The sequence below is a fragment of the Silvibacterium bohemicum genome (genome assembly GCF_001006305.1).
In the GTDB taxonomy this organism is placed as follows: Bacteria; Acidobacteriota; Terriglobia; order Terriglobales; family Acidobacteriaceae; genus Silvibacterium; species Silvibacterium bohemicum.
In genome coordinates this window covers 1-21,408 of the sequence record NZ_LBHJ01000003.1, presented here as the reverse complement: position 1 = coordinate 21,408, position 21,408 = coordinate 1, and the positions used below count along the sequence as shown (strand labels likewise).

Below are 21,408 nucleotides of genomic sequence, written 5' to 3'. Positions count from 1 at the left end.
AAGTCCCGCTGAGCATCGCGGCTCTATCCCGGGCATTCTCGCCTGCCGCACTCCGGCAGGATGGGTCCCGGGTTCGCTACGCTTTGCCTTTCCACCCATGATTGTCCCGGAGAACAATCTACGCTCCATGCGCCGCCAGTTCGCCCGCTCCGGGCAGCCGGGGAAGTCTCCCGTCTGGATCGCGTTGTCGATCCTCCTGCTGCTCGGCCTCGGTTGGGTGGCCTGGGTCAACACCCAGATTGAAGCCTATGCCGAACACGATGAGGCCCGGCCCTCCGATGCCATCGCCGTCTTCGGTGCAGCCGAGTATGACGGGCGGCCCTCCCCCGTACTGCGCGCGCGCCTGGATCACGGCCTCACCCTCTACCAGGAGAAACTCGCCCCAGTCATCATCACTCTCGGCGGCGGCGACCCGGCAGATCAACACTCCGAGGGCGGAGTGGGGCACGACTACCTGCTCGCCCACGGCGTCCCGGAAAAAGCCATCATTGCTGAAACCGAGAGCAAGAACACCGAGGAATCAGCCAGGCGGCTGGCAGTCATCGCCAGCGCCAATGGCCTCAAGAAGATTCTGGTGGTCAGCGATGGCACCCATCTCTTCCGCATTCATGCCCTCTGCTCCAGCCTGGGGCTGGACGTGGTCACATCCCCGCGCCCACCGGGCAAAGGAATCTCCCGCACCGACGCCTTCCAGCGCAAAACGCACGAGATTATGAGTTATTCGGTATGGCGCTTCCGCCGCATGCTCGGCATGGGTCGCTAGCAGTCCATCCTCAGCTCCGCGCCATCATGACGATCGCCCCGCAGACCGCAGCAGCGCAGGTCGAGAGAAAATTCACCGCGTCATTGTTCAGCCAGCCGCGCCGTTCCATGGTCGCGCCCAGCAGGCTGTCGAAAAATAGCCCGAAGACTCCGGCGGCCAGCGCGATCAGACCCTCAGCCCAGGACAGCGGCAGAATCAGGACAGAAAGCAGCACGATCGCACCAGCGCCCACGCATCCGGCCAGCGTCCCTGCCATGCTGATCGCCCCGTCGGTTCCCGGAGAGACCCGTCGCAGCGTCGTCAGCAGCAGCGGTTCCCCGCCCAACACCTCGCCCAATTCCGATGACAAGGTATCGGCGGTGGCCTCGGCCAGAGCGGCGACCAGGGCAATCAACATCGCGCGGCCGAGAATCGGTGCAAGCACCGCGAAATGGGCGAGGCTCATCGCAACGCCGGCCAGCGCAGCGGCTCCCAGGTTGGCGGCCACCTGATAGGCCGAGCGGCCGCGGCGCTGCTCGGCAACCAGCAGCTGCTCCTTGCGAGCCCGTCCAAAACGGGTCGCCGAGACGGTGAGGAAAAATAATGCGAACAGCGGCCACAACACTGTCCGCCAGCCGGGGACGGCGTAATAAAAGCCTGCTGTGAAGAGGGGGCCGGTGAGCGCCGCGCCCGGAGTAGCCGCCCGCAGCCCCCACGCCAGCAGCCCGAATCCGGCTCCGATGGCCGCCCCCTCCAGCAGCAGAGAAGGTGCGATCCAGGAAAATCCAAGCGTCTGCACCAGGAGCGCCGCGAAAACCGGCAGCACCGTGAACGCCAGCACCAGCTGCGATTGCCAGCGCAGAACTTCGCCGCGATGAGGGTTGGAAGCCATGAGGAATCTTGTTTGAAGGTAAACGATTGGGACGGAGGAGAGGCGATGGTCCGGCGCCATCCCCTACCGCAAGCATCGTTGCCCCCAGCTGACGAGGAATGTTTATTTCTTTGCTGGAGCGCTGAATTAGTCGTCCGCTTTGAATTCGCCCTCAAACCGGCTAATAACATAAGCGATCGCTTCACACAGATTGCTCAACCGTTCTCCAGAGGGCATGCCTTGCAGGGGCGGAATGTCTTCAAAAAATATCTCGAACTTCGCGCCAGTTATGATCCTTATCTTTTGGGGCGGATTCCCGGTCGCGCTTTCGACCTTGAACCTTAGGCGGTCGTACTGACCGCCGAGAATGTCACAGGGAAGGCCCTCTCTGTCGATGTCTTTGAACCCTTCAGGGGGATCAAAAACGATGTCTGCGAAGAGTTCCGTGGGAAATGCGGCGATGATTCGCAATCTCCTGTGCCTATCGAGCCGCGCGAGGTTATGAACATCTTCGAGAGCGCCCGAGAGTCCCCTATCAGGGTGACCCAGAGGTTTTTCGGCACTGTCAGGCTGTATCGACTCGAGCCAAATCCTGAGATTATCTGGGAATGGAAATTTGTGGAATCCACACTTCTTGAAATCCCGATTCCTACCGTTGAGGATGGGAAAATAGAGACTATTTGCGTCGGCTGGAGGCTCGGCTCCCTGCGTGTAGGTAATGGCGTCCCAGATCAACCCATCAAGAGCCGCTCGAAGCTGATGAGCAAACTCGCCGAGTATGAGTGGCAGGATGGTATCGGCAATCCTTTTTTGGGTGGTCTCGCTGGCAGTAAGGCTTGCGACATAGCAACTGCTGTCTTCGTCATATCGAACGACAGACCCAAAGGGGTTATTGGCAAGCACTGCATTCCATTCACATTGGAATGCGACGAGGTGGTCTCTCGCTCTCTTGATCCGGCTCCAGCTATTTTTAAATCTTCGCTCACCCATGCGAGATAGATAATATCCACCTGCCGAGATCGCCGGGCACCAAACCCGACAGAAAATGCAATTTTCGGTCACGCGAATAGAATGCAGCTCCCTGAACCCTGTTCCCCGGCGCGAACCCCGTCCGGAAGAGCCGCCGGGATGACTATGTTTGGGCATCGGGAGGCGGCAATCGGCTTTCCTTTCCCTCCCGGAGAAAGTCAAACGCTGCGGTGATTTACAATCGTACTTCCGTCAGGATGCGCGATCTGGATTCACCAGTCTTGTTTCCGGGATGAGCGGTTTTGAGCGGATCGATTGTGAAGTGAGGTAATTGCGAGTGCAGAGTCTGAAATGGCTGGCAGCCGGAGCGCTGCTGGTTCTGGCCGGTGTCACGGGTTGTGGAAGCCAATATCGCCCCGTTATTACTCCCGTATTGCCAACCGGCCCTGCGGCGCAACCCACGGCCTTCGCCGTTGTCTTTTCGCAGCCGGATCTGGTCCCGCCGTCTTCCCTGCCGGCCAACGCGCCACCGTGCCCGGCAACGGCCTACGCCAATCCCGGCGTGGTCACCCTTCTCGACTTCTCCGGTGACAGCATCACGGCGCAAGCGCAGATCGGCACCGGTCCCATCACCTTTGCCCTCGACGCGGCCGGGGCCAACGCCTATAGCCTGAATTGCGATAACACCATCAGCACCGTTCCGATTACCGAGACTCTGCAGACCAAGAACGTGGCCAGCAGCACCCTCTTCAGCGGAGCCGCTCCGTTCAATGCCCTGGCCATCACCGCCGGACAGTATGTCGTTGAGCAGGGCCGGAACTCGGTAGGCGCCTACATCGGCAGTCCTCCGGCTCTCAAGCAGGAGGTCGCGGTGGCGCCCAGCGTGGTCAGCGTTACCGGCATCCCTGCCTCGCAGCGGGTTTATTCCATCAGCCAGGGCAACAGCAACGGCGGTAGCGTCACCTGGGGACAATGCGCCAATCCATCCTCGGTGACGGTGCCCGGCGAAGCCGACGCCATCGAAGTCTCCACCAATACCGTCTCATCTCAGCTGCGACTCGGTATCTGCCCGGTCTACGGCGTCACCTCGGCTGACGGACTGCGTTCCTACATCATGAACCGCACCAGCGGTACTGTGACGGTCATCAATGATCAGCTCAACATGGTCGATCCCAATACGAGGCTCGGCGCCAACGGAACCATCAATCTCTGCGCCGGCGTAACGCCCTGCAACGCCGGGCCGGTCTTCGCACAGATTTACGGAACGAAAAACCTGCTGGTGACCTCGAACTTCGACAACAACACCGTCAGCGTTATCGATGTAAGTTTGGATCCTTACGGCAACGACAGTCCAACCTTCGGCAATGTCCTGGCCACGGTGCCCGTCGGAGCCAACCCCGCCTCCCTCACCGTCCTCCAGGATGGCAGCCGCGTCTACACCGCGAACGAGGGTGACGGCACGGTCACGGTAGTGAACCTGACCAGCTTTACGCCGCAGTCGACGATCCTGTTGTCGGGAACTCCGCTGTCGCCCAACACCATAACCGGCACGATGATTCCCCAGCCCCGCACCATCGACTCGGCATACAACTATCCCACTGGAAAGGTCTACGTGACCGCGCAGAACAGCGCATTCGTAACCATCATTCGCACCGATACCGATGTAGTCTCGGCGGCGATCCAGGTGCAGGGTGCAGTGGTCGACCTCCACACCACGGCGCAATATACGGGAACAACAGCCACCAGCACCAACAGCAACACGCAGAGCCGTGCCGTCGGGTCTGGCGCACCATAATCGCAACCGCGCTCAAATAACAAGGGCAGCCATCGCGGCTGCCCTTCCTTTTTCTAACCGGCTACATCAGGCTGACCGCATCCACATCCACGATCAGATTTCTCCGCGGAATGCCCACCGCATCGGCATGAGCCAAAGCCATGCGTAGAGTACGAGCCAGGACCCCGCGCTTTTCCGCCTTCAATACTAGATGAAACCGATAGATGCGCTTGATGCGGGCCAGCGGAGCCGTTGCCGGTCCGAGCACGCGCACGCCGTCCAGCTGTGTGGATTGAAACCAGCGACCCAGCGTAGCCGACCAGCCGGCTGCTTCCTCCAGATGCGGGCTCTGAATGATCAGATTCGCGAGCGAAGCGAAAGGCGGATAGTGCATCCACTTGCGGTACTTCATCTCGCGCTCGACGAAGGCATGGAAGTCGTGCTCCGCGGCGCAGGTGATCGCATAGTGGTCGGGATGATAAGTCTGCACCAGCACGGTGCCCGGCAGCTCACCGCGTCCGGCGCGGCCTGAAACCTGCGTGAGCAGTTGAAAGACACGCTCCGCCGCACGAAAGTCAGGAAGTCCCAACGCAAAATCGGCTCCAACCACGCCCACCAGCGTGACGCCGTGAATATCGTGCCCCTTGGCGATCATCTGCGTGCCCACCAGCAGATTGATCTCGCCGGAGTGCAGACGCATGAGCAGCCGCTCCATATCGCCGCGGCCGCGCACGGTGTCGCGATCCATGCGTCCGATGCGCGCGCCGGGAAAGATCTCCTGCAGCCGCTCTTCGCCCTGCTGCGAGCCGGCGCCGAGAAAATACAGGTGCTCGCTGTCGCACTTGGGGCAGCGCGCGGGGACATTTCTTTTGTAACCGCAGTAGTGACATTCCAGCCGCTGGCCAGCAGGCGCGCGGCCATCCGATAAAGTCACCGGCTTGTGATAGGTCAGGGAGATGGAGCAGTTCTCGCATTCCAGCTTCTCGCCGCATGCGCGGCACATGACCACGAACGAATAGCCGCGCCGGTTGAGCAGGATAATCGCCTGCTCGCCGCGATCGAGCGTCGCCTGCGTCCGCTCGATCAGCGCACGCGAGAAGAGATGCTCCTGTCCCGTCTCCTGAAATTCGCGGCGCATGTCCACCAGCTCGACCTTGGGCATGGGCCGCTCCATCACCCGGCGATGCATCTCGATCTGCGCATACCTGCCCTGGCGCGCGTTGTGCCAGGATTCGAGCGACGGCGTGGCCGAGCCCAGCACAATGGCCGCGCCGGCCAGCTTGGCGCGCATCACCGCCGTATCGCGCGCGTGATAGCGAGGCATCGACTCCTGCTTGTAGCTCGAATCGTGCTCTTCATCCACAACGATCAGTCCGAGATGATCCACGGGCGCGAAGACCGCCGAGCGCGTGCCCACCACCACTCGCGCCTCGCCGCGCCGGATGCGATGCCACTGCTCGCTGCGCTCCTCCGGAGTGAGAGCCGAGTGCAGCAGCGCCACCTCCGCGCCGAAGGCATGATGCAGCTGCGCAGCCATGGCCGGCGTAAGCCCGATCTCAGGGACGAGCAAGATCGCCGACTTGCCGCGATCCAGAGCACGCTGCATGGCCGCAAGATAAACCGCCGTCTTTCCCGAGCCGGTAATTCCATGCAGCAGATGCGGCCGGAACTCGTTGGTCTCGACAGCCGCCGTGATGGTATCCAGAGCCGCCTGCTGCGCGGGATTCAGCGTATGTGCAGGCCGATGCATCTTGGAGAGATGAGTGAGGTGGAACTCCGCAGGCCGCTCCTCGATGCGCACCAGCTCGCGTTTCACCAGCGTTCCCAGGGTCGACGCAGGAACCTCGAGACGGCGCAGCTCCGCAACCGGCAATTCTCCACCGCTGCCCGCCAGTTCGGCCAGAATCGCCTGCTGATTCTCGTTCAGCTTGGGCAGCCGCGCATCTGCCACCAGCACCGCATAGCGGACCATGCGCCGCGCATCGCGGGCGGCAGCCGTGGTCTCGCGCGCGATCCACTTCTTGCGCAGCATTCCGGCCAGCAGCTCGCGCGTGACGCCGGTAGCCGAGCGCAACGTCGCGGTGCGCACCGCCTCGCCCGGTTCGAGATAGTTGAGCGCCTTGTATTCGATATCCTGCTCTTCCGGTGAGCGCCGCGATCGTCGCGACGAACCCTGCTCCGCGCCTTCGAAGAGCGCCGCGCGGCCCGCATCGGTGATGCGATAGAGCTCCTGCTTCTTCACCTCGCTCATCAGCGGCAGCATGGCGCGCAGCACCTCGCCCACCGGGGCGACGTAATACTGCGCGATCCACTGGGCAAGGTCCAGAAGCTGCGGCGAGAGGATCGACTCCTCATCGAGAATGGTGAGGACCGGCTTGGCTTCGACCGGAGGCGGCTCATCGTGCAGACGAAGCACGATCCCGGCCAGCTTCTCGTTGCGAAAGGGCACCAGCACCCGTCCACCGATCGGGGGAATCCTCTCCGCAAGCGCATAGGTAAAGGCGCGATCGAGAGGGACAGGCAAAGCAACATCGCAGAAGGCAGGCACTTTGATTAGGGTACAAGAACCCGGCAATTCTCCGCGCGGCGTCAAACGTACAGCGATTAAATGCCACAAAACCCATTTGCCGTTGAACAAACTCCTCCCTGCTGTCGATAAGAGAGGGGCTGCCCCTATGCTCCGTTCCCGCTGAAACAATTGAGGTCTTTTGCGTGAAGAAGTTCACCAGAACATCATGCTTGCTCGCCGTCTGGGCTGCTGCCGTAGTGCTTATCGGCGCGGCGCTGATGTCTTACCATCAGCCTTTTCGGAGCCCTTCAAACACCGTCCTCGCGCTCGTGAAACGACCCGATGGCCAGCGATGGAGAGTTCTTCACGTCCTATCGGGAAGCTGTGGCTGTTCGCAAAAAGTGATGCTGCATCTGCTCAAGCGCGGACCATTCACAGGAGTCGCCGAACAAATATTGGTCGTTGACGGCGACGAAGATTATCTGCCCGGCAGCCACATGCTACTGGCCCGGCTCGATCAGGAAGGCTTCGCGGTAACGCACGTCGCGGCCAAAGATCTTCCACAAGCCGCCGGACTTTATGGCGTGCCTCTTCTCGTGCTCGCCTCGCCCGGGAACAAAATCGCCTACATGGGCGGATACGGCACACGCGGAGATCAGGATGGAAACATCCTGCAACAGATTCGTTTCGGAAAATCACCGGAAGTCCTCGCCGTTCGCGGCTGTGCGGTAGGCGCGCGGCTCAGGCGCAAGGCAGACCCGTTTCACTTGAAGTATTAGCCGGCCATTTTTGGAGGATTCCTATGAATCATGAGATGACACAACACGAACTGTCCTACAACGCGAAGGTGAACACCGGCGGCTTTCTTCTGCTGCTCGCACATCTGCCCGTCCTGTGCGGCGTGGCCTTGATGAACAATGTCAGCCTCGTACTGGTTGCGGGCGTCATGATCGTTCTCCTTGCCGGCCCGGCGGCCATCCTGTTTCGCGACCGCAGCTCGGAGCTGGGCGCAATCGCCATCGCTATCGCCGCCATGGGCGTGAGCGCCCTCGCCATCTACGTCTCCGGAGGCATGATCGAAGCGCACTTCGAGATCTTCGTCCTGCTCGCAATGTTGACGGTCTTCGGCCGCGTCGCCCCGTTGCTGTGTGCCGCAGCGACCATCTCCTTGCATCACATAATTTTCTGGCTGTGGCTGCCCACCGGCATTTTCAACTACAAAGCATCTTTCAGCATCGTTCTCATTCACGCGTTTTTCGTCGTGCTGGAAGTGATTCCCGCCTGCTGGATCGCGCAGCAGTTTGGAAGATCGATTCAGGCGCAGGGGCTCGTGATGCAGCACCTCAGCGGCGCTGCCGATCAGATCGCGTCAGCCGCCGCGCAGGTCTCGTCCTCCAGCCAAAGCCTCGCGCAGGGCGCGACCGAGCAGGCCGCATCCATCGAAGAGACATCGGCAGCCACCACCGAGATGAGCGCCGTCTCGCAGCGCAACCAGGAAAACTCCCGATCGGCTGCAAGCCTGGTCTCGGCGGCCGCTCATCGCTTTGAGGGCACCAATGTCACGCTCAACAGCATGGTCACTGCGATGAGCGACATCAACGCCTCCAGCCAGCAGGTGTCGCGCATCATCAAGGTCATCGAGCAGATCGCCTTCCAGACGAACATCCTCGCCCTCAACGCCGCCGTAGAGGCCGCTCGCGCAGGTGAAGCCGGGATGGGCTTTGCCGTAGTCGCCGACGAAGTTCGCAGCCTGGCTCAGCGCTCCGCGCAGGCGGCCAAGGACACGGCCTCGCTGATCGAAGACGGCATCGCAAAATCTTCTTCCGGAGTGGCCCTGGTCAATCAGGTAGCCGAGGAGATCCGCTCCATCACCGCCGAGTCGGCCAAGATGAAGAGCATGGTCGACGAGATCAGCACCGGCAGCCAGGAGCAATCCAGAGGAATCGATCAGGTATCGCGGTCGATTCACCAGATGGAGCAAGTAACGCAGACTAACGCCGCCGCAGCCGAAGAAACCGCCGGCGCAGCCGAAGAGCTGACCGCCCAAGCAGAGTTCCTCAAGAGCATCGTCGAACAGCTGGCGGCGCTGAGCGGAGGAAGAGAGTCGCATGCTTTTGGCCATGTGGGCGCTTCCGTCCGAGACGCTTCAATGAACCAGGCAACGCAGCGCCTGGGCGTCTCGTACTAGAAGCCGTTCGGATGATCTTGTCTCAGCTCGGAGAAGAACCCTTCAGTCCCAGCTCGCGCATGGCGATCTGCAGATCCTTCCACGCTTCCTTCTTCTGCGTGGGATCGCGGAGCAGATAAGCCGGGTGATAGGTGACGATCAGCTTGCTGCCGCGGAGATCGTGAATCTGTCCGCGCAGGCTGACCAGCGACGCCTTGCGGCCCAGCAGATATGTCGCCGCCGTGGCGCCCAGCGCCACCAGCACCTCGGGGCGCACCACGTCGATCTGCTGCCACAGAAACTGCATGCAGGTGTTGGCCTCGTCGGGCTCCGGGGTGCGGTTTTGCGGGGGACGGCACTTCACTACGTTCGCGATGTAGACCTGCTCGCGCGTCACTCCCATGGCGTTGATCATGTTGTTGAGCAGCTGTCCGGCGCGCCCCACAAACGGCAGTCCCTGCGCGTCTTCGTCGGCTCCCGGACCTTCGCCCACGAACATCAATCGTGCATTGGCATCGCCGTCGGCGAAGACGATCTTGTGGCGTCCCTGGAAGGCCAGCGGACAGCGAGTGCAGTCGCCAATCTCGGCGCGAATGGCTTCAAGCGCGCCGGGGCGCTGGGCTGCGGGCAGGATATCGGGAACGAGCGCGGGCGGAAGAACGATTGGCTTGCGTGGAGGAATAGCTGGCTCCGGATCGAGAGAGGTAGTTACGGCGAGCGCGGGCAGATCGAGCTTCGATAGCTCGACCGGCGCTGGTTCTACAGGCGCGAGTTCTAGAGGCGCAGTTTCTGTTAAGGATTGCGGCTCGGCGGTTAGAAGTTCAGCTTCGCCGCGGCGGTAAAAATCATAGACGCCGAGGTCGCGGTAGTAACGCAAACGCGCGGTAACAATCTCTTCGATCTCGGGAAGCAGCCTGGACATTACTCAAACATCGTACCCGTTTCGGAGACCACATGCTGTGGACGACGCAGCCCGAGAATCTCCTCGAGGATGCGGTCGGCCAGATCGCGCTTGGTCATCTCCGGCAGGTCGAGCGATGTCTGCGCGGTGAGGAAGGTCACCGCATTGCGATCCGAGTCGAAGCCGATGCCTTCGCGCGAAACGTCGTTGAGCACAATCGCATCCGCGCCCTTGCGCAGCAGCTTGTCGCGGCCATGAGCGACGGCGTTTTCCGTCTCCGCCGCGAAACCGACGATCAGCTGTCCCGGATGCCGCCGTGCGACCACCTCGGAGAGGATATCCGCGGTCGGTTCCAGATCGAGCGTCAGCGGCCCTTGCCGCTTCATCTTCTGCCCGGACTGGCGGATGGGACGGTAGTCGGCAACTGCTGCAGCCTTGATGACAATCGAGGCCTGGTCCACGCGGTTGATCACTTCCCCGCGCATCTCTTCAGTCGTGATCACCGGAACGATCTCGACATTTGCGGGCGGCCGCAATGCTGTCGGCGCGCTGACCAGAATCACCCGCGCTCCGCGGCGCTCCGCGGCCTCGGCCAGTGCATAACCCATCTTTCCGCTGGAGCGGTTGCCAAGAAAGCGGACCGGGTCGAGAGCCTCACGGGTCCCGCCGGCGGTGATGAGCACGGTCTCGCCGCTGAGGTCGTTGCGATGATGCAGTACGCCGAGTACGGCATCGACGATGCTCGGAATCTCCGCCAGCCGTCCGCTACCCGTCATGCCGCAGGCCAGGTAGCCGCTGGCCGGCTGCACGATGCGCACATTGCGCGAGGCGAGAACATCCAGATTGTGCTGCGTGGCGGCGTGCTGCCACATGTTCACGTTCATCGCCGGCGCAACAATGACCGGAGCCGTAGTGGCCAGATAAAGCGTAGTGAGAAAATCGTCGGCGATGCCGTGGGCAAACTTGGCCAGGATATTCGCGGTAGCCGGCGCAATCACCAGCGCATCCGTGGACTGGGCGGCGTCGATGTGCTCGATAGCGGATGAAAAATTATCGTCGGGAACATCAGGGAGGGTCCACAGGCTGGTAATCACCTTGTGGCCGCTGAGCGCCGCGAAGGTAACCGGCTGCACAAATTGCTGCGCCGATTCCGTCATCACCACGTGGACGTCAAGAGCTTGTTGTTGCAACGCGCGAACCAGCTCTGCCGCCTTGTAGGCCGCTATGCCACCGGATACACCAACGGTAACCTTCATACCCAAGATTCTATCGGCAAAAACCGGAGCAGCGCACGAAAAAGTAGACACAGCCCCGCGATTGTCCTGAGAGGGGAAAACGGACAGGCATTCCCCGCGAGTTCCAGCTGCTCCTATTGAAGCAGCTGGAGCTTGATCGCGGAATCTTTAGGAAGCGACGAACTTGGGAATGTCGGGGGCTGCGACTTCCGGTTTGAAGACCGGAGTTGCAGGTTTGACATAGCCCACCTTGCCCGCGGCGATCTCGTCCTGGGCTACTCGGCAGGCCTTGCGTGAGTGGGAATCTACCAACGGCTGCGAACCATTTTGAAGCTGGCGGGCCCGGCGTGCGGCGACCATCACGTAACGAAAATTGCTATCGAATCCCTGTTCAACGCTCATGGCTTCTCCTGAATCGAATTGCTTCGACCGCTCAGACAGGGGCGGTTTCGGCATTGAGCACGCCGAACGCCTGAAGCACCGGTTTGATCCGCGCCTCAGAGTTTCGCTGGCGGCATCGTTCCGCTATTTCTATGAGTCGTCGCTCTTCCGCGGTACGGGAACCGGGGGTGCGGTTCAATCGTTCTGCAGAAACGATCGCTGACATCTCTTCTACGGCTCGATCAAGGATGTCGTTGACCAGAATATAACCGTATTGCCGGTAATTCTCAATCTCCTGCCGTGCTTTCGCCAGCCGCCGGCTGATAACTGCTTCGTCCACAGAGCCTTCCGCCCGGCTGCGGCCGCGCAGCCGATAGGCCAGATCCTCCGGCGAAGGCGGCATCAGGAAGATGCTCACCCCCTCCGGCATCCTCTTGCGCACCTGCGATGCGCCCTGTACATCGATATCGAGGAGCAAATCCTTGCCCTGAATAAACGCGTCGGTCAAGGAGTGGAGAGCCGTCCCATAGTAGTTGCCGAAGACATCGGCATGCTCCAGAAACTCGTCGTTCTCGATCATCTCCTCGAACTTCTCGCGCGAGATGAAATGGTATTCGCGCGCCTCTTGTTCGGCGCCGCGCGGAGGACGGGTGGTGTAAGAGACGGAAAAAGCCAGATCCTTCTCGAGAGAGCGAAGTCGGTCGACTAAGGTGGATTTGCCCGAACCCGAGGGCGCCGAGATGAGAAATAAAATGCCGGCCAAAACGCTGCTCTTCTCCTTTGTGGCGAACGCAATGCTGATGCGGTGTGTCGTCTTTCTAACGGCGGAACGAATCGGGAATTTCAGCGATGTATTCGATTCACCGCCGCTCAACAATCCAGCTTCGCTTACGACATCCGCGCTCCGCAACAGCCTGCGTGTGTTCTTCTATCGCCGGGCTTCGAATTTCACCCGGCATTTACTCAAGATTTTGTATCTGCTCGCGAGCTTTTTCTATTTCCGACTTCATACCCAGGCCCAGTTCCGTGACGCGAGGACCGTTTCCGGCCACGCCTCCCGTCTTCGAAAGCAAAGTGTTCGCCTCGCGGTTCATCTCCTGCAGCAGGAAGTCCAGCTTCTTGCCGATCTCGCCGCCCTGTTCGAGCAGCGCGCGGAAGTGGTCGATGTGCGCGTGCAGGCGCGTTACTTCTTCTTCGACGTCGCTGCGCTCAGCCAGCATCGCCGCCTCCTGCAGAACGCGGTCGGGCTCGAACGATCCGTTGAGCATGGCCTTCAATCGCTGCGCAATGCGCTCGAAGTAAGCCTGCTGTACATCTTTGCGCAGCAGCGCCGCCTCGTGCACTAACGCTTGCAGGCGGCCCAGGCCGGCGTTCAACTCCCCTGCCAGCACTCCGCCCTCGCGGGCTCGCATGGTGTTCAGGGCTTCGACCAGCGCCGGTAGCTCCCGTAGCACCGCTGCTTCGAGCGCCTGCAATTCCTCGTCGGAGCCGCGTTCCGCGCTGCGCCCCTCACTGCGTTCGCCATTGAAGATTCCGGGCAGGCGGAAGATCAGGTTGAGATCCGGCTCTCCCTTGAGTTCGTGCTCGGCAGCAGCCGAGCGAAAGGCCGCGATGTACAGCGCAACCTGCGCGGCATCGTAGGAGCTATCGGTCTTCTGGCTGCGTTCGAGGTTGAGAATCACCTCGACATGCCCGCGGGAGAGCTTCTCTTTCAGCACGCGGCGCAGCTCCATCTCCAGCGCGTCCGTGCCTGAGGGCAGACGCAGATGAAGATCGAGAAAGCGGTGGTTCACGCTCTTCAGGGTGAGGCTGAACCCGAGGGTATCGGAGACCCGCGCCGAGGTCCGGGCGAAGCCGGTCATGGAAAAAACCGGACGCGGAGAACGGGCTTCATCCTTGGCTGCGGGGGCCTTCAGAGAGGCAGGGGCGGTCATGCATCCGCCTTGACGGTGAGCGCGGTTTCGAAGGAATCCAGATCCGACGCATTCATAAACTGCAGTCTGTAGAGTTTCTGGTATGTAGGTGAAATTTGCAAGAGTACCTCGTGCGAGCCGATAGCTGTAATGCGTCCGCGCTCCAGGACGGCGATGCGTGTGGCTCGCCGAACGGTCGAGAGCCGGTGAGCGATCACCACGCTGGTGCGGCCCGACATCAGATTGTTGAGCGCCGTCTGCACTAGCGATTCGCTCTCCGAATCGAGCGCTGACGTGGCCTCGTCGAGAATCAGGATCGGCGCGTCCTTCAGGATCGCCCGCGCGATGGCCAACCGCTGGCGTTCACCGCCCGACAGGCGAAAGCCCTTCTCGCCAATCACCGTATCGTACCCTTCCGGCATGCGCAGGATAAACTCATGCGCCAGCGCGGCCTTGGCCGCATCGACCACCTTCGACAGCGGCACGTCGGGCTGCCCATAGGCGATGTTGTTGCGCACCGTGTCGTTGAACAGTATGGTCTCCTGCGTCACCTTGCCGATCTGCTCACGCAGCGAGCGCAGGCTCACATCGCGGATGTCGTGGCCATCGACCAGCACCCGGCCCGAGGTCACGTCGAAGAACCGTGGAACCAGATTCACCAGCGTCGACTTCCCTGCGCCACTGGGCCCGACCAGCGCGATCATCTCGCCGCGCGGAATCTCCAGGTTGATCTCGTGCAGCACCTGCCCGCCCTCATCCGCGCCGTAGTTAAAGCCGACATTCTCGAAGCGGATGCTCTCCTTGAAGCCCTTCAGCTGATAAGGATGCTTCTTCTCGATCACCTCGTCCTGATCGTCCATGAAGTCGAAGATGGCCTGCGAAGCGCCCAGCGCCTGCTGGAAGCTGTTGTAGTACACCGCGAATCGCCGCACCGGGTCATACATCTTGAAGAGCGCCACGATAAACGCGAAGAAGATGCCCTCGGTCATCGCCTGGCCGCGGATCGCGTTGCGCCCCAGCAACAGCAGCAGCGCGATGGCCACGGCGCCGATCAGGTCCATGAGCGGCGAGCTGATGGCCTGCGCGCGCACCGAGCTGAGGTTGGCGCGAAAAAGTTTCCGGGCCGCCTTGCGGAAGCGCAGCAGCTCCCAGAACTCCATGTTGAAGGCCTTGACGATGCGGTTGCCGGTAATGGTCTCGTGCAGAATGTTCTGGATCTCGGCCAGCTTGTCCTGGCCCTTGCGCGTTGTCTTGCGAACACCACGCCCGATCTTGCGGATCGACCCGATCACCACCGGCACAAAGATCAGCAGAATCCACGCCATCTTGCCGCCCAGCATGATGACCACGACCATGGTGAAGAGCAGCGTGAAGATCTGCTGCAGAAAATCCGAAAGCACCGACGACATGGCGTACTGCACGCGCTCGATGTCATTGATGAGCGCCGAGAGCAGAGTTCCGGTCGCGTGCTTTTGAAAAAACGAGATCGACCGGCGCAGGATGGCCTCATAAAGGTCGTCGCGCATATCGGTGATCATGCCGAAGCCGGCATAGTTTGCAAGATAGGTTCCGGCGTAGTCGCAGATACCTTTGAGGAAGGTCGAACCTACAAAAGCGAAGGCCACCACCGTCCACGGATTATGGAAGTGCGAAGGCACCAGCTTGGTCAAGTCGATGTGGAAGCGGGGCCCCAGCATCGAGGACAGGGTTAAATCCTTATGAACAGCATCGGGGTGCAGAACGTTGTCGAAGATCGGCCCCACCAGCAGCACGCGGAAGGCATCGAAGAGTCCAACTCCGGCAGCCAGAACTACGGACGAGATCGCTTGAAGCCAATAGCGGCGCGAGTAGTGCAGAAGGCGCCAGACACGCTTCATTCCCGCTCCGACAGGGGCGCGGGGGTTCGCCCGGGAGATTGCCAGCCGTACAAGACCATCCCCTTATTTTAGACTGTCCGGCGTCGAGGCGGAGGGAGATTCGTGGTCCTTCACGCCGGCCCCCGGCACGATCCATACCACGGTCACCAGTGCCGTAATGGCCAGCGAGAGCCACGGCCGATAAAACGCGACGGCAATAGAAAGCAGATAGATTCCCAGGCTGACCGCATGCCTCCATTGCTCGGCCTCATCGCTATGCCGCAACGATCCCGCCTTCCACTGCAGCCGCATCACCGTCCAGCGCAACACAAAAAAAGACAGCCCCGAAACCAGCATCGTGCAGTTGTAGAGAATCGTAGAGAAAGTATCGAACAACTTTTCGTCCAGGTAATCGACGAAGTAAGGAATCAGCGACAGAACAAACAGAAATATCAGGTTCGCCCACAGGATGCCGTAGTCCACAACTTCGGTGCGGCGTATCAGCTCGTGATGGTTGATCCAATAGATGCCCACCATCAGGAAACTGAGCAGATAGATGCCCAGCCGCGGCGCAACCGACCACAAACCGGCCAGCCCGTCGGCACGCGGAACATGCAGCTCCAGCACCATGATGGTGATGATGACGGCAATGACGCCGTCAGAGAAAGCCTCCAGCCGCGAAGACTTCATCTCAGAGCTGCTTTTCGTCTCAAAGCGATCTTTCGTCTCGGACCGGTCTGGGGACATAAGAGTCTCTGTGCTTCCTCCGTCTCAAATGGAAGCAACAGATTACCCGAATCCCCGCGGGCGTCCCACATCTCGCTTCTGAGATGTGGGATCACGGAACCTAAGGCGCCAAAGGCGCAATCGCCTGGACGGCCAGTCCTCAGGCGATCGACTTAACCACGCCGCCCTCGACGCGAACCGAAGCTCCCGTCGTCGCCGAGGCCTGCTGGCTGCACAGGTAGACCACCATCGACGCGATCTCGTCGATGGTCTCCCAGCGCTTCAGCAGGCTGCTGGGCCGCGCGTGCTCAAAGAACTCCTTCGTCAGCTCTTCCTTGGTCTTGCCCTGCTGCCGCGCCAGGCCTTCGACGAACGTGGCCACGCCCTCGCTGTCAGTGGGACCGGCGAGCACCGAGTTCACCGTGACGCCGCTTGCCGGAAACGACTCGGCGATGCCGCGCGCCACAGCGAGCTGCGCCGTCTTGGTCATGCCATAATGCACCATCTCCGCCGGAATCTGCAGCGCCGATTCACTGGAGATGAACAGCACCCGCCCCCACTTCTGCGCCAGCATCTGCGGCAGATAGTGCCTCGTCACGCGCACCCCGGAGAGCACATTCGTATCGAAAAACCGCCGCCACTCCGCATCTTCGATCTCCAGAAACGGCTTGGCCTCGAAGATGCCCATGTTGTTCACCAGGATGTCGAGCTTCGGCACGCGGGCGAAGAGCTTCTTCGCACCCTCTTCGGTGGCCAGATCAGCGGCAACGCCATCGACCTTGCCCTCGATCTCGCCGACCGCGCGATTCACGCGCTCCTCGGTGCGTCCATTTACGTAGACAAACGCGCCCTCGGCGGCCAGCTGCCGGGCAATCGCAAAACCAATCCCTGCCGTCGAGCCCGTAACCAGCGCCCGCTTCCCTTTCAATCCCAGATCCATTGTTGCTCCCGCGCAGGAAAAATCGTCTGCGAACTACGAGGATAGATTCGGCTGCAGGGGCGGAGGATTCCTGCCCGAAGCGGCGCGCAAGATACCGAGCTACGCTGCGAACTCTCGTCCCTCGCGGAAGGCAGTGCCCTTTTCGGCAGAACGATAACGATTTAAGGTGGGTCGGCTGCAGGCGCCTTACGGTTCGGAATTTCCGTGAAAAAAATTGGTGGGTTCCTAGCTCGTCATTGATTTCATTGGGTTTTCATGGGCCCTCGTGGCTGTAACTCATTCACTGCATGAGGCCTTCCAAGATGTCCCCGGGAATGTGCTACATAAACTGCGGTGATTGATTCCGTTCGGGTTGGGGTTTGGTCATTGCAGGCGTTCAACTTGGGTTCTGTGAAGACGGCGGCGAGATTGCGTCTGAAGACGCGGCTGGAATGCGTTCGTCGGGCAGAGAGTATCCGCAGAAGCGAAGTTGGTCTTTGGTTTTTCTTTTTCGACGAACTGCTGAAAATGGGAAAGGAGCGCGCCGGGTTGGTTGAGCAGCTCGCGGAGCGGTCCCTTTGTTCCCTCTCTCTATTTTAGAGAGTTAGCGCCTAGTTATGCGCCAAGTATTTTGACTCCTGCGAGGCGTTATGTGGTCTACCTTTTCGGTCGCTCTTATCTCCTGCGTGAATGCGTTTTGGGTGTGGAAGGGCGTTCATCGGGAGCTATCGAGGTTGTACGTAAATCCTTCGCATGAGGGTAGCTATGCCTGTAAACGACCCTGGAATTCCAATGCGCGCGGCGATCCAATACGTCCCAGTTGTTCACAAAGTGGGCGTAGTGCAGGCTCGGTGGCTTTGAGATCGATCAAATCCGAAACCATTATATGAACCTGTTCTAAATCCCATAACTGCTGGCCGTCTTCCTGAGAAAGCAGAGCTGTCAAAAGGCGGGCAGTCAGCGCCGGAGCACGATCGAGCAGCGCCGCCTCTTGGAGCCGATAGTAGAACATGCCTCGTTTTAAGTTCGGCGCTGGACTTGCCAGAAGCAGCTCAAGAATCTCCGCGTAGTGCGATTTCAAAACGAGAGTCCACTCACACATCGCGCCGGACTCATCCGCGTCAAGCGCAATCGGGTTTGATTGGACACGGGCCTCCAGATAACGTCGTATCCAGCGATCCCATGCCGACTCTTTCGCCTGGTCATCGGCGTCACGCAGAATATCGGTAACACTTCCGACCCAATGCATTCGCTCACGATTTTGAGCCCGAGTAAGAAATTCGTCGAGCCATCCACTGTCAAGTGGATCGATGGCTCCGAAGACTGCTAAGCCAGCCAGGTGGCTGCAGAACATGCGAGAACGTTCGTCGGAAGCCCCCGTGATATCCGGTAAATGATGTAGAAAGGCCGGAATCAAACCGGGAAGCATTGTTTGCGACCAAGTGCCCCAAACCAGATATCCGTCCCAAGCCTGCTCTGACTGTCTTGAGTTGGTCGGAGCCGCGAGCAACGGCAACACATGCTCGGTGTACCAGTCCTGTGAGACCTCTTCCAGCAAAGCGGCCTTCGCCGTCACTAGGATTCCCGCAATTTCCGATGCTGGCCCGTCTCCGCCGATAGCAACTTCCAGTGCTTGCAGCACCGAGTCAATGCGTCCCTGTTCCTCTTGCCGCTTAGGCCACAGAAGCCGAAACGACTCGAAGTAAAAGTCTAGGAGATATCCGGAGGTCCGGTTGATGGCTACCGTAACCCAGTTGTCCGTAGTCTCCGGAAGAGCTTGTTCGTGGACGACACAGGCAGCCCATACGGCGTTCGCTCGCGCAAGGGCTGAATCGAAGAGTGAGACGGGGAGACCGTCTTCTTTCCGTTCCACTGCGCCTTTGAGAAGCGATGACATCTCATACAGGACGGTGTCATAGATCGGTTCAAGCCGCTCAACGATGGTGAGCACCGATGCCCATTGCTCCGGTGTATGGTGGGTGGACCACCCGCGCACCAGCGCTGACCATATCTCAGCGGGTACGTCCTTCCGTTCCAATGCCTCGGCGGCGACGCCCTCTGACCACGCGAAGTTTCCTTCGGCTGTTCGTGCAATCTCCTGGAGAAATCCCGCTTGAAACGGCTCCCCGAATGTGTCCTTCACTTTCGCGAGACGAGCGCTCTCTTCAAGGAGAGCATCGAGCTTCATTGCTTCAATTTGGGAAGCCTCAACGGGGCTGTCCGGTACGGGTTGCACGGCCCCGCCGCTAACCCAAGAGTTGAAATCTGGGTGATCACGCATCTTCCATTCTGGATGCCGTTGCTGAACGGAACCAAGCTTCTCCGTGACCAGAGTGCAATCCGGCGCGTGCTTGTGTAGCCAGGAAAGGAGATTGAAGAATTCGTATCGTTCGTAGTCCTCGCCTTCCGGATTCATTGCCGCTTCTGCCTGATTCAGGAGTTCCGTCCGCACCATTTCTCCAGCTTCGGCGTAGACCGCGGCAAGCAATGCAAAAGTCTCATTCTTGAGGCCAAAATTCTCAACGATTCGGTTTGAGATTACCCAAGAAAGCTTTTCATCTGAAGTCAAGGGCTGATATCGTGCCATTCCACTAATAGCAAGCCGCCGAAGGATGAGCGATTCGGATTCGATCCATTGCCCTATCAAGCTGAAGGCAAATTTCGAGTCGTGTTCATCGGCCCACTGGAGCACGTCTGCGCCAGCCTCGATCAAGACCGAGAAACCATTGTGCAGGAAATCTTGCGCACGCGAAGTTACAGAACCGCGTGACCCGCTGATGGGATCCCATTTGGGGCCTGCCTTCCCGTACATCACAAGAAGGGCGTTGGCCTCTTCAAAGGTGATCGTTACGATAAGGGCTATCCCTTTGGCAAAAACGTCGAGGCGAGGTTGGATTTTCGCTTGGTAGGCGCGTCCCATTGTGTAGTCATGCGCAATGGGCTCGACCTCTGCGTCCGGCACTACAGGTTTGCCGTCTTCGGGAGGAAAGAAGCGGCGTTTCAGGTTGAGCTTCGGCGCGCTCAGTGCTCGGAAGAGCTGAAGGATCGTCTGCTCGTCGGCGGGCACGGTGCAATGGTCAATCATGTACGCCAGAAAATCCGAATGGCCATTTGCCGGAATCGTTTTCAGCAAGATCGGAACCCAAAAGCGCAGAGGATCACCAGCCGCAGCATGGGCATGGAAACGTTGTGCCACTGAATGCCATAGAGCCGGAGACAGCGTTTGGTTCTTGCGCCGCACCATTTCGAGAGCCAAGCCGAAATGAGGAATCGCAAACTCTTCTGCAAACCAAAATGCGAGTTGCGCAGATCGTTCGTTCAGAGAACCACCAGGCACAAAGATTGCGCTGAATTCGGGATGTTCTTCAATCCAATCCAGCCAGCGTGGATCTTTTGCATGGCGGACGAAGTAACGCAGCGTGCCGAGGTCGAGCAAAGCTTGCTTCAAGAAATCATCTTCTTCGAGACCGAGCGGACGGTCCGAAGTGACGAGCCCTTTGATCCTTGCTTCTGTTCCGAGGGAACCGAGATTAGCGGTCTCGGCCCAAACTGACAGACAATCGCCGAGAGCTCCGTGTTTCGCCAGTGGTGCTACGCGCAAAGGATAGTGAGCCGGTGTGATTCCGAGGTTGTCCCAAAACGTGTCGTTTCCCGAGGGCGTGATCGCGTACCGGCCAGGTCCATCCTCGGCTGCTGAAATACCTCGCGCGAGGTAGAGTAGCGGAAGATCTTGGTGACTGTAGCCGACGAACAGGACGACGAATTTGGAGAACAACTGCTGCACGAATCGCCTTGCCCAGCCTTGCGTCAGATAGGCACGACCAAAATCCGCATCGGTCAGCACAAGCCTCTTCGCATCATCCAACACTGAGCCATGAAGATGCACGATGCCTTTAAAGTCATCGCCGAGAGGAAGAGCTGGAGCACGATAGATTTCCGGTGCAGCGCCATAGACAGCCTGCGCAGCGCCGCGGAAATGATCGTCGAAGTTGGTTGTGACGATCCGAATGTTATCCGCGCCACCAAATAGACGGACGATGGACTCGTGGAGGTGATTCGGTCGAGACGCAGGATCGGAGAGGCGGGTCTTCACGCGCTCATGAACCGGGATTCCTCTTTCAACCAAACGCCCGAGGTAGCGGTCGATCAGCTCGTGCTCTTCGATCGGATAGGCAGTACCGCCTAATTCCGTGGCCAGATTAAGGAAGTTTGGATAGCTGGAGGGCGCATCCATCGAAATGCCTGCGCCGGCGAACAGAACGAGGTTGCCTCGCTTCTGAGCGTCGATCACTACTTGCGGCAGGTCTACTCCGTGGAAACGCATTTAGCCTCTCAAACAGCCATTGTAAGGAACTCGTTGAATCCTGATAAGTCGGCTAATGAGATGGTCCGCCGCTGTAAGTCTCCGCTAAGGCGGAGGATGGTAGCAGCGGTTTCAGAGGAGG

General features: G+C 59.8%; 16 protein-coding genes. 4 read left to right on the top strand and 12 right to left on the bottom strand.

The annotated features are described in order from the left end of the window. Positions 1-127: 127 nt before the first annotated feature. A complete protein-coding gene (locus tag XX99_RS05710) occupies positions 128-763 on the top strand; it encodes a YdcF family protein (protein ID WP_231581162.1) in 636 nt (211 codons plus the stop codon). A gap of 10 nt (positions 764-773) precedes the next feature. Here XX99_RS05710 and XX99_RS05705 read toward each other — a convergent pair whose 3' ends face one another. After that, entirely contained in the window at positions 774-1,634 is an 861-nt protein-coding gene (locus XX99_RS05705; protein ID WP_184084745.1) for a DUF92 domain-containing protein, read from the bottom strand. Positions 1,635-1,760: 126 nt separating this feature from the next. Further along, positions 1,761-2,603 (bottom strand): hypothetical protein, encoded by an 843-nt coding sequence (locus XX99_RS05700; RefSeq protein WP_050058444.1) that lies wholly within the window; start codon positions 2,601-2,603, stop codon positions 1,761-1,763. Between the two features lie 316 nt (positions 2,604-2,919). On the opposite strand from XX99_RS05700, the gene XX99_RS05695 reads away from it, so the two are divergent. After that, positions 2,920-4,377 carry a YncE family protein gene (locus tag XX99_RS05695; RefSeq protein WP_050058443.1) on the top strand — a complete coding sequence of 486 codons (1,458 nt, stop codon included), beginning with the start codon at positions 2,920-2,922 and terminating at the stop codon, positions 4,375-4,377. A gap of 61 nt (positions 4,378-4,438) precedes the next feature. On the opposite strand, the gene priA is transcribed toward XX99_RS05695, so the two are convergent. After that, positions 4,439-6,904: a replication restart helicase PriA gene (gene priA, locus XX99_RS05690; protein WP_050058442.1), complete on the bottom strand. Its 2,466-nt coding sequence runs from the start codon at positions 6,902-6,904 to the stop codon at positions 4,439-4,441. Between the two features lie 164 nt (positions 6,905-7,068). Between priA and XX99_RS05685 the strand changes: the two genes are divergently transcribed. Beyond that, positions 7,069-7,644 (top strand): hypothetical protein, encoded by a 576-nt coding sequence (locus tag XX99_RS05685; protein ID WP_156185816.1) that lies wholly within the window; start codon positions 7,069-7,071, stop codon positions 7,642-7,644. A 23-nt stretch (positions 7,645-7,667) separates the two neighbouring features. Beyond that, positions 7,668-9,053 carry a methyl-accepting chemotaxis protein gene (locus XX99_RS05680; RefSeq protein WP_050058440.1) on the top strand — a complete coding sequence of 462 codons (1,386 nt, stop codon included), beginning with the start codon at positions 7,668-7,670 and terminating at the stop codon, positions 9,051-9,053. Between the two features lie 22 nt (positions 9,054-9,075). On the opposite strand, the gene XX99_RS05675 is transcribed toward XX99_RS05680, so the two are convergent. From XX99_RS05675 to XX99_RS05630, 9 genes are all read right to left on the bottom strand, one after another. Next, entirely contained in the window at positions 9,076-9,954 is an 879-nt protein-coding gene (locus XX99_RS05675) for a uracil-DNA glycosylase (protein WP_050058439.1), read from the bottom strand. Beyond that, on the bottom strand, positions 9,954-11,189 hold the full coding sequence (coaBC, locus tag XX99_RS05670) for a bifunctional phosphopantothenoylcysteine decarboxylase/phosphopantothenate--cysteine ligase CoaBC (RefSeq protein ID WP_050058438.1): 1,236 nt from the start codon (positions 11,187-11,189) through the stop codon (positions 9,954-9,956). The genes XX99_RS05675 and coaBC overlap by 1 nt, the downstream gene beginning before the upstream one ends. Positions 11,190-11,336: 147 nt before the next feature. Beyond that, positions 11,337-11,570, bottom strand: coding sequence for a DNA-directed RNA polymerase subunit omega (rpoZ, locus tag XX99_RS05665; protein ID WP_082125284.1), 234 nt, complete (start codon positions 11,568-11,570; stop codon positions 11,337-11,339). Between the two features lie 31 nt (positions 11,571-11,601). Beyond that, positions 11,602-12,312 carry a guanylate kinase gene (gene gmk / locus XX99_RS05660; protein WP_050059290.1) on the bottom strand — a complete coding sequence of 237 codons (711 nt, stop codon included), beginning with the start codon at positions 12,310-12,312 and terminating at the stop codon, positions 11,602-11,604. Positions 12,313-12,508: 196 nt separating this feature from the next. Next, positions 12,509-13,483: a YicC/YloC family endoribonuclease gene (locus XX99_RS05655; protein WP_082125283.1), complete on the bottom strand. Its 975-nt coding sequence runs from the start codon at positions 13,481-13,483 to the stop codon at positions 12,509-12,511. Beyond that, positions 13,480-15,339 carry an ABC transporter ATP-binding protein gene (locus tag XX99_RS05650; RefSeq protein ID WP_050058437.1) on the bottom strand — a complete coding sequence of 620 codons (1,860 nt, stop codon included), beginning with the start codon at positions 15,337-15,339 and terminating at the stop codon, positions 13,480-13,482. Before XX99_RS05650 ends, XX99_RS05655 begins: the two co-directional genes overlap by 4 nt. Positions 15,340-15,402: 63 nt before the next feature. Then, positions 15,403-16,065, bottom strand: a complete 663-nt coding sequence (locus tag XX99_RS05645; RefSeq protein WP_231581161.1) for a TMEM175 family protein — start codon at positions 16,063-16,065, stop codon at positions 15,403-15,405. A 139-nt stretch (positions 16,066-16,204) separates the two neighbouring features. Next, positions 16,205-16,984 carry an SDR family NAD(P)-dependent oxidoreductase gene (locus XX99_RS05640; protein WP_050058436.1) on the bottom strand — a complete coding sequence of 260 codons (780 nt, stop codon included), beginning with the start codon at positions 16,982-16,984 and terminating at the stop codon, positions 16,205-16,207. Between the two features lie 742 nt (positions 16,985-17,726). Then, the gene (locus XX99_RS05630) at positions 17,727-21,287 is read right to left on the bottom strand and encodes a DUF4020 domain-containing protein (RefSeq protein ID WP_050058434.1); all 3,561 of its coding nucleotides are present in this window, start codon (positions 21,285-21,287) and stop codon (positions 17,727-17,729) included. Between the last annotated feature and the right edge of the window lie 121 nt (positions 21,288-21,408).

Excerpts from the sequence above, each read along its gene's own strand:
- XX99_RS05645 (WP_231581161.1), bottom strand. The coding sequence starts at position 16,065 with ATGTCCCCAGACCGGTCCGAGACGAAAGATCGCTTTGAGACGAAAAGC.
- XX99_RS05655 (WP_082125283.1), bottom strand. The coding sequence starts at position 13,483 with ATGACCGCCCCTGCCTCTCTGAAGGCCCCCGCAGCCAAGGATGAAGCC.
- XX99_RS05630 (WP_050058434.1), bottom strand. The coding sequence starts at position 21,287 with ATGCGTTTCCACGGAGTAGACCTGCCGCAAGTAGTGATCGACGCTCAG.
- XX99_RS05675 (WP_050058439.1), bottom strand. The coding sequence starts at position 9,954 with ATGTCCAGGCTGCTTCCCGAGATCGAAGAGATTGTTACCGCGCGTTTG.
- XX99_RS05705 (WP_184084745.1), bottom strand. The coding sequence starts at position 1,634 with ATGGCTTCCAACCCTCATCGCGGCGAAGTTCTGCGCTGGCAATCGCAG.
- XX99_RS05680 (WP_050058440.1), top strand. The coding sequence starts at position 7,668 with ATGAATCATGAGATGACACAACACGAACTGTCCTACAACGCGAAGGTG.
- XX99_RS05710 (WP_231581162.1), top strand. The coding sequence starts at position 128 with ATGCGCCGCCAGTTCGCCCGCTCCGGGCAGCCGGGGAAGTCTCCCGTC.
- XX99_RS05700 (WP_050058444.1), bottom strand. The coding sequence starts at position 2,603 with ATGGGTGAGCGAAGATTTAAAAATAGCTGGAGCCGGATCAAGAGAGCG.
- XX99_RS05640 (WP_050058436.1), bottom strand. The coding sequence starts at position 16,984 with ATGGATCTGGGATTGAAAGGGAAGCGGGCGCTGGTTACGGGCTCGACG.
- rpoZ (WP_082125284.1), bottom strand. The coding sequence starts at position 11,570 with ATGAGCGTTGAACAGGGATTCGATAGCAATTTTCGTTACGTGATGGTC.
- XX99_RS05650 (WP_050058437.1), bottom strand. The coding sequence starts at position 15,339 with ATGAAGCGTGTCTGGCGCCTTCTGCACTACTCGCGCCGCTATTGGCTT.
- coaBC (WP_050058438.1), bottom strand. The coding sequence starts at position 11,189 with ATGAAGGTTACCGTTGGTGTATCCGGTGGCATAGCGGCCTACAAGGCG.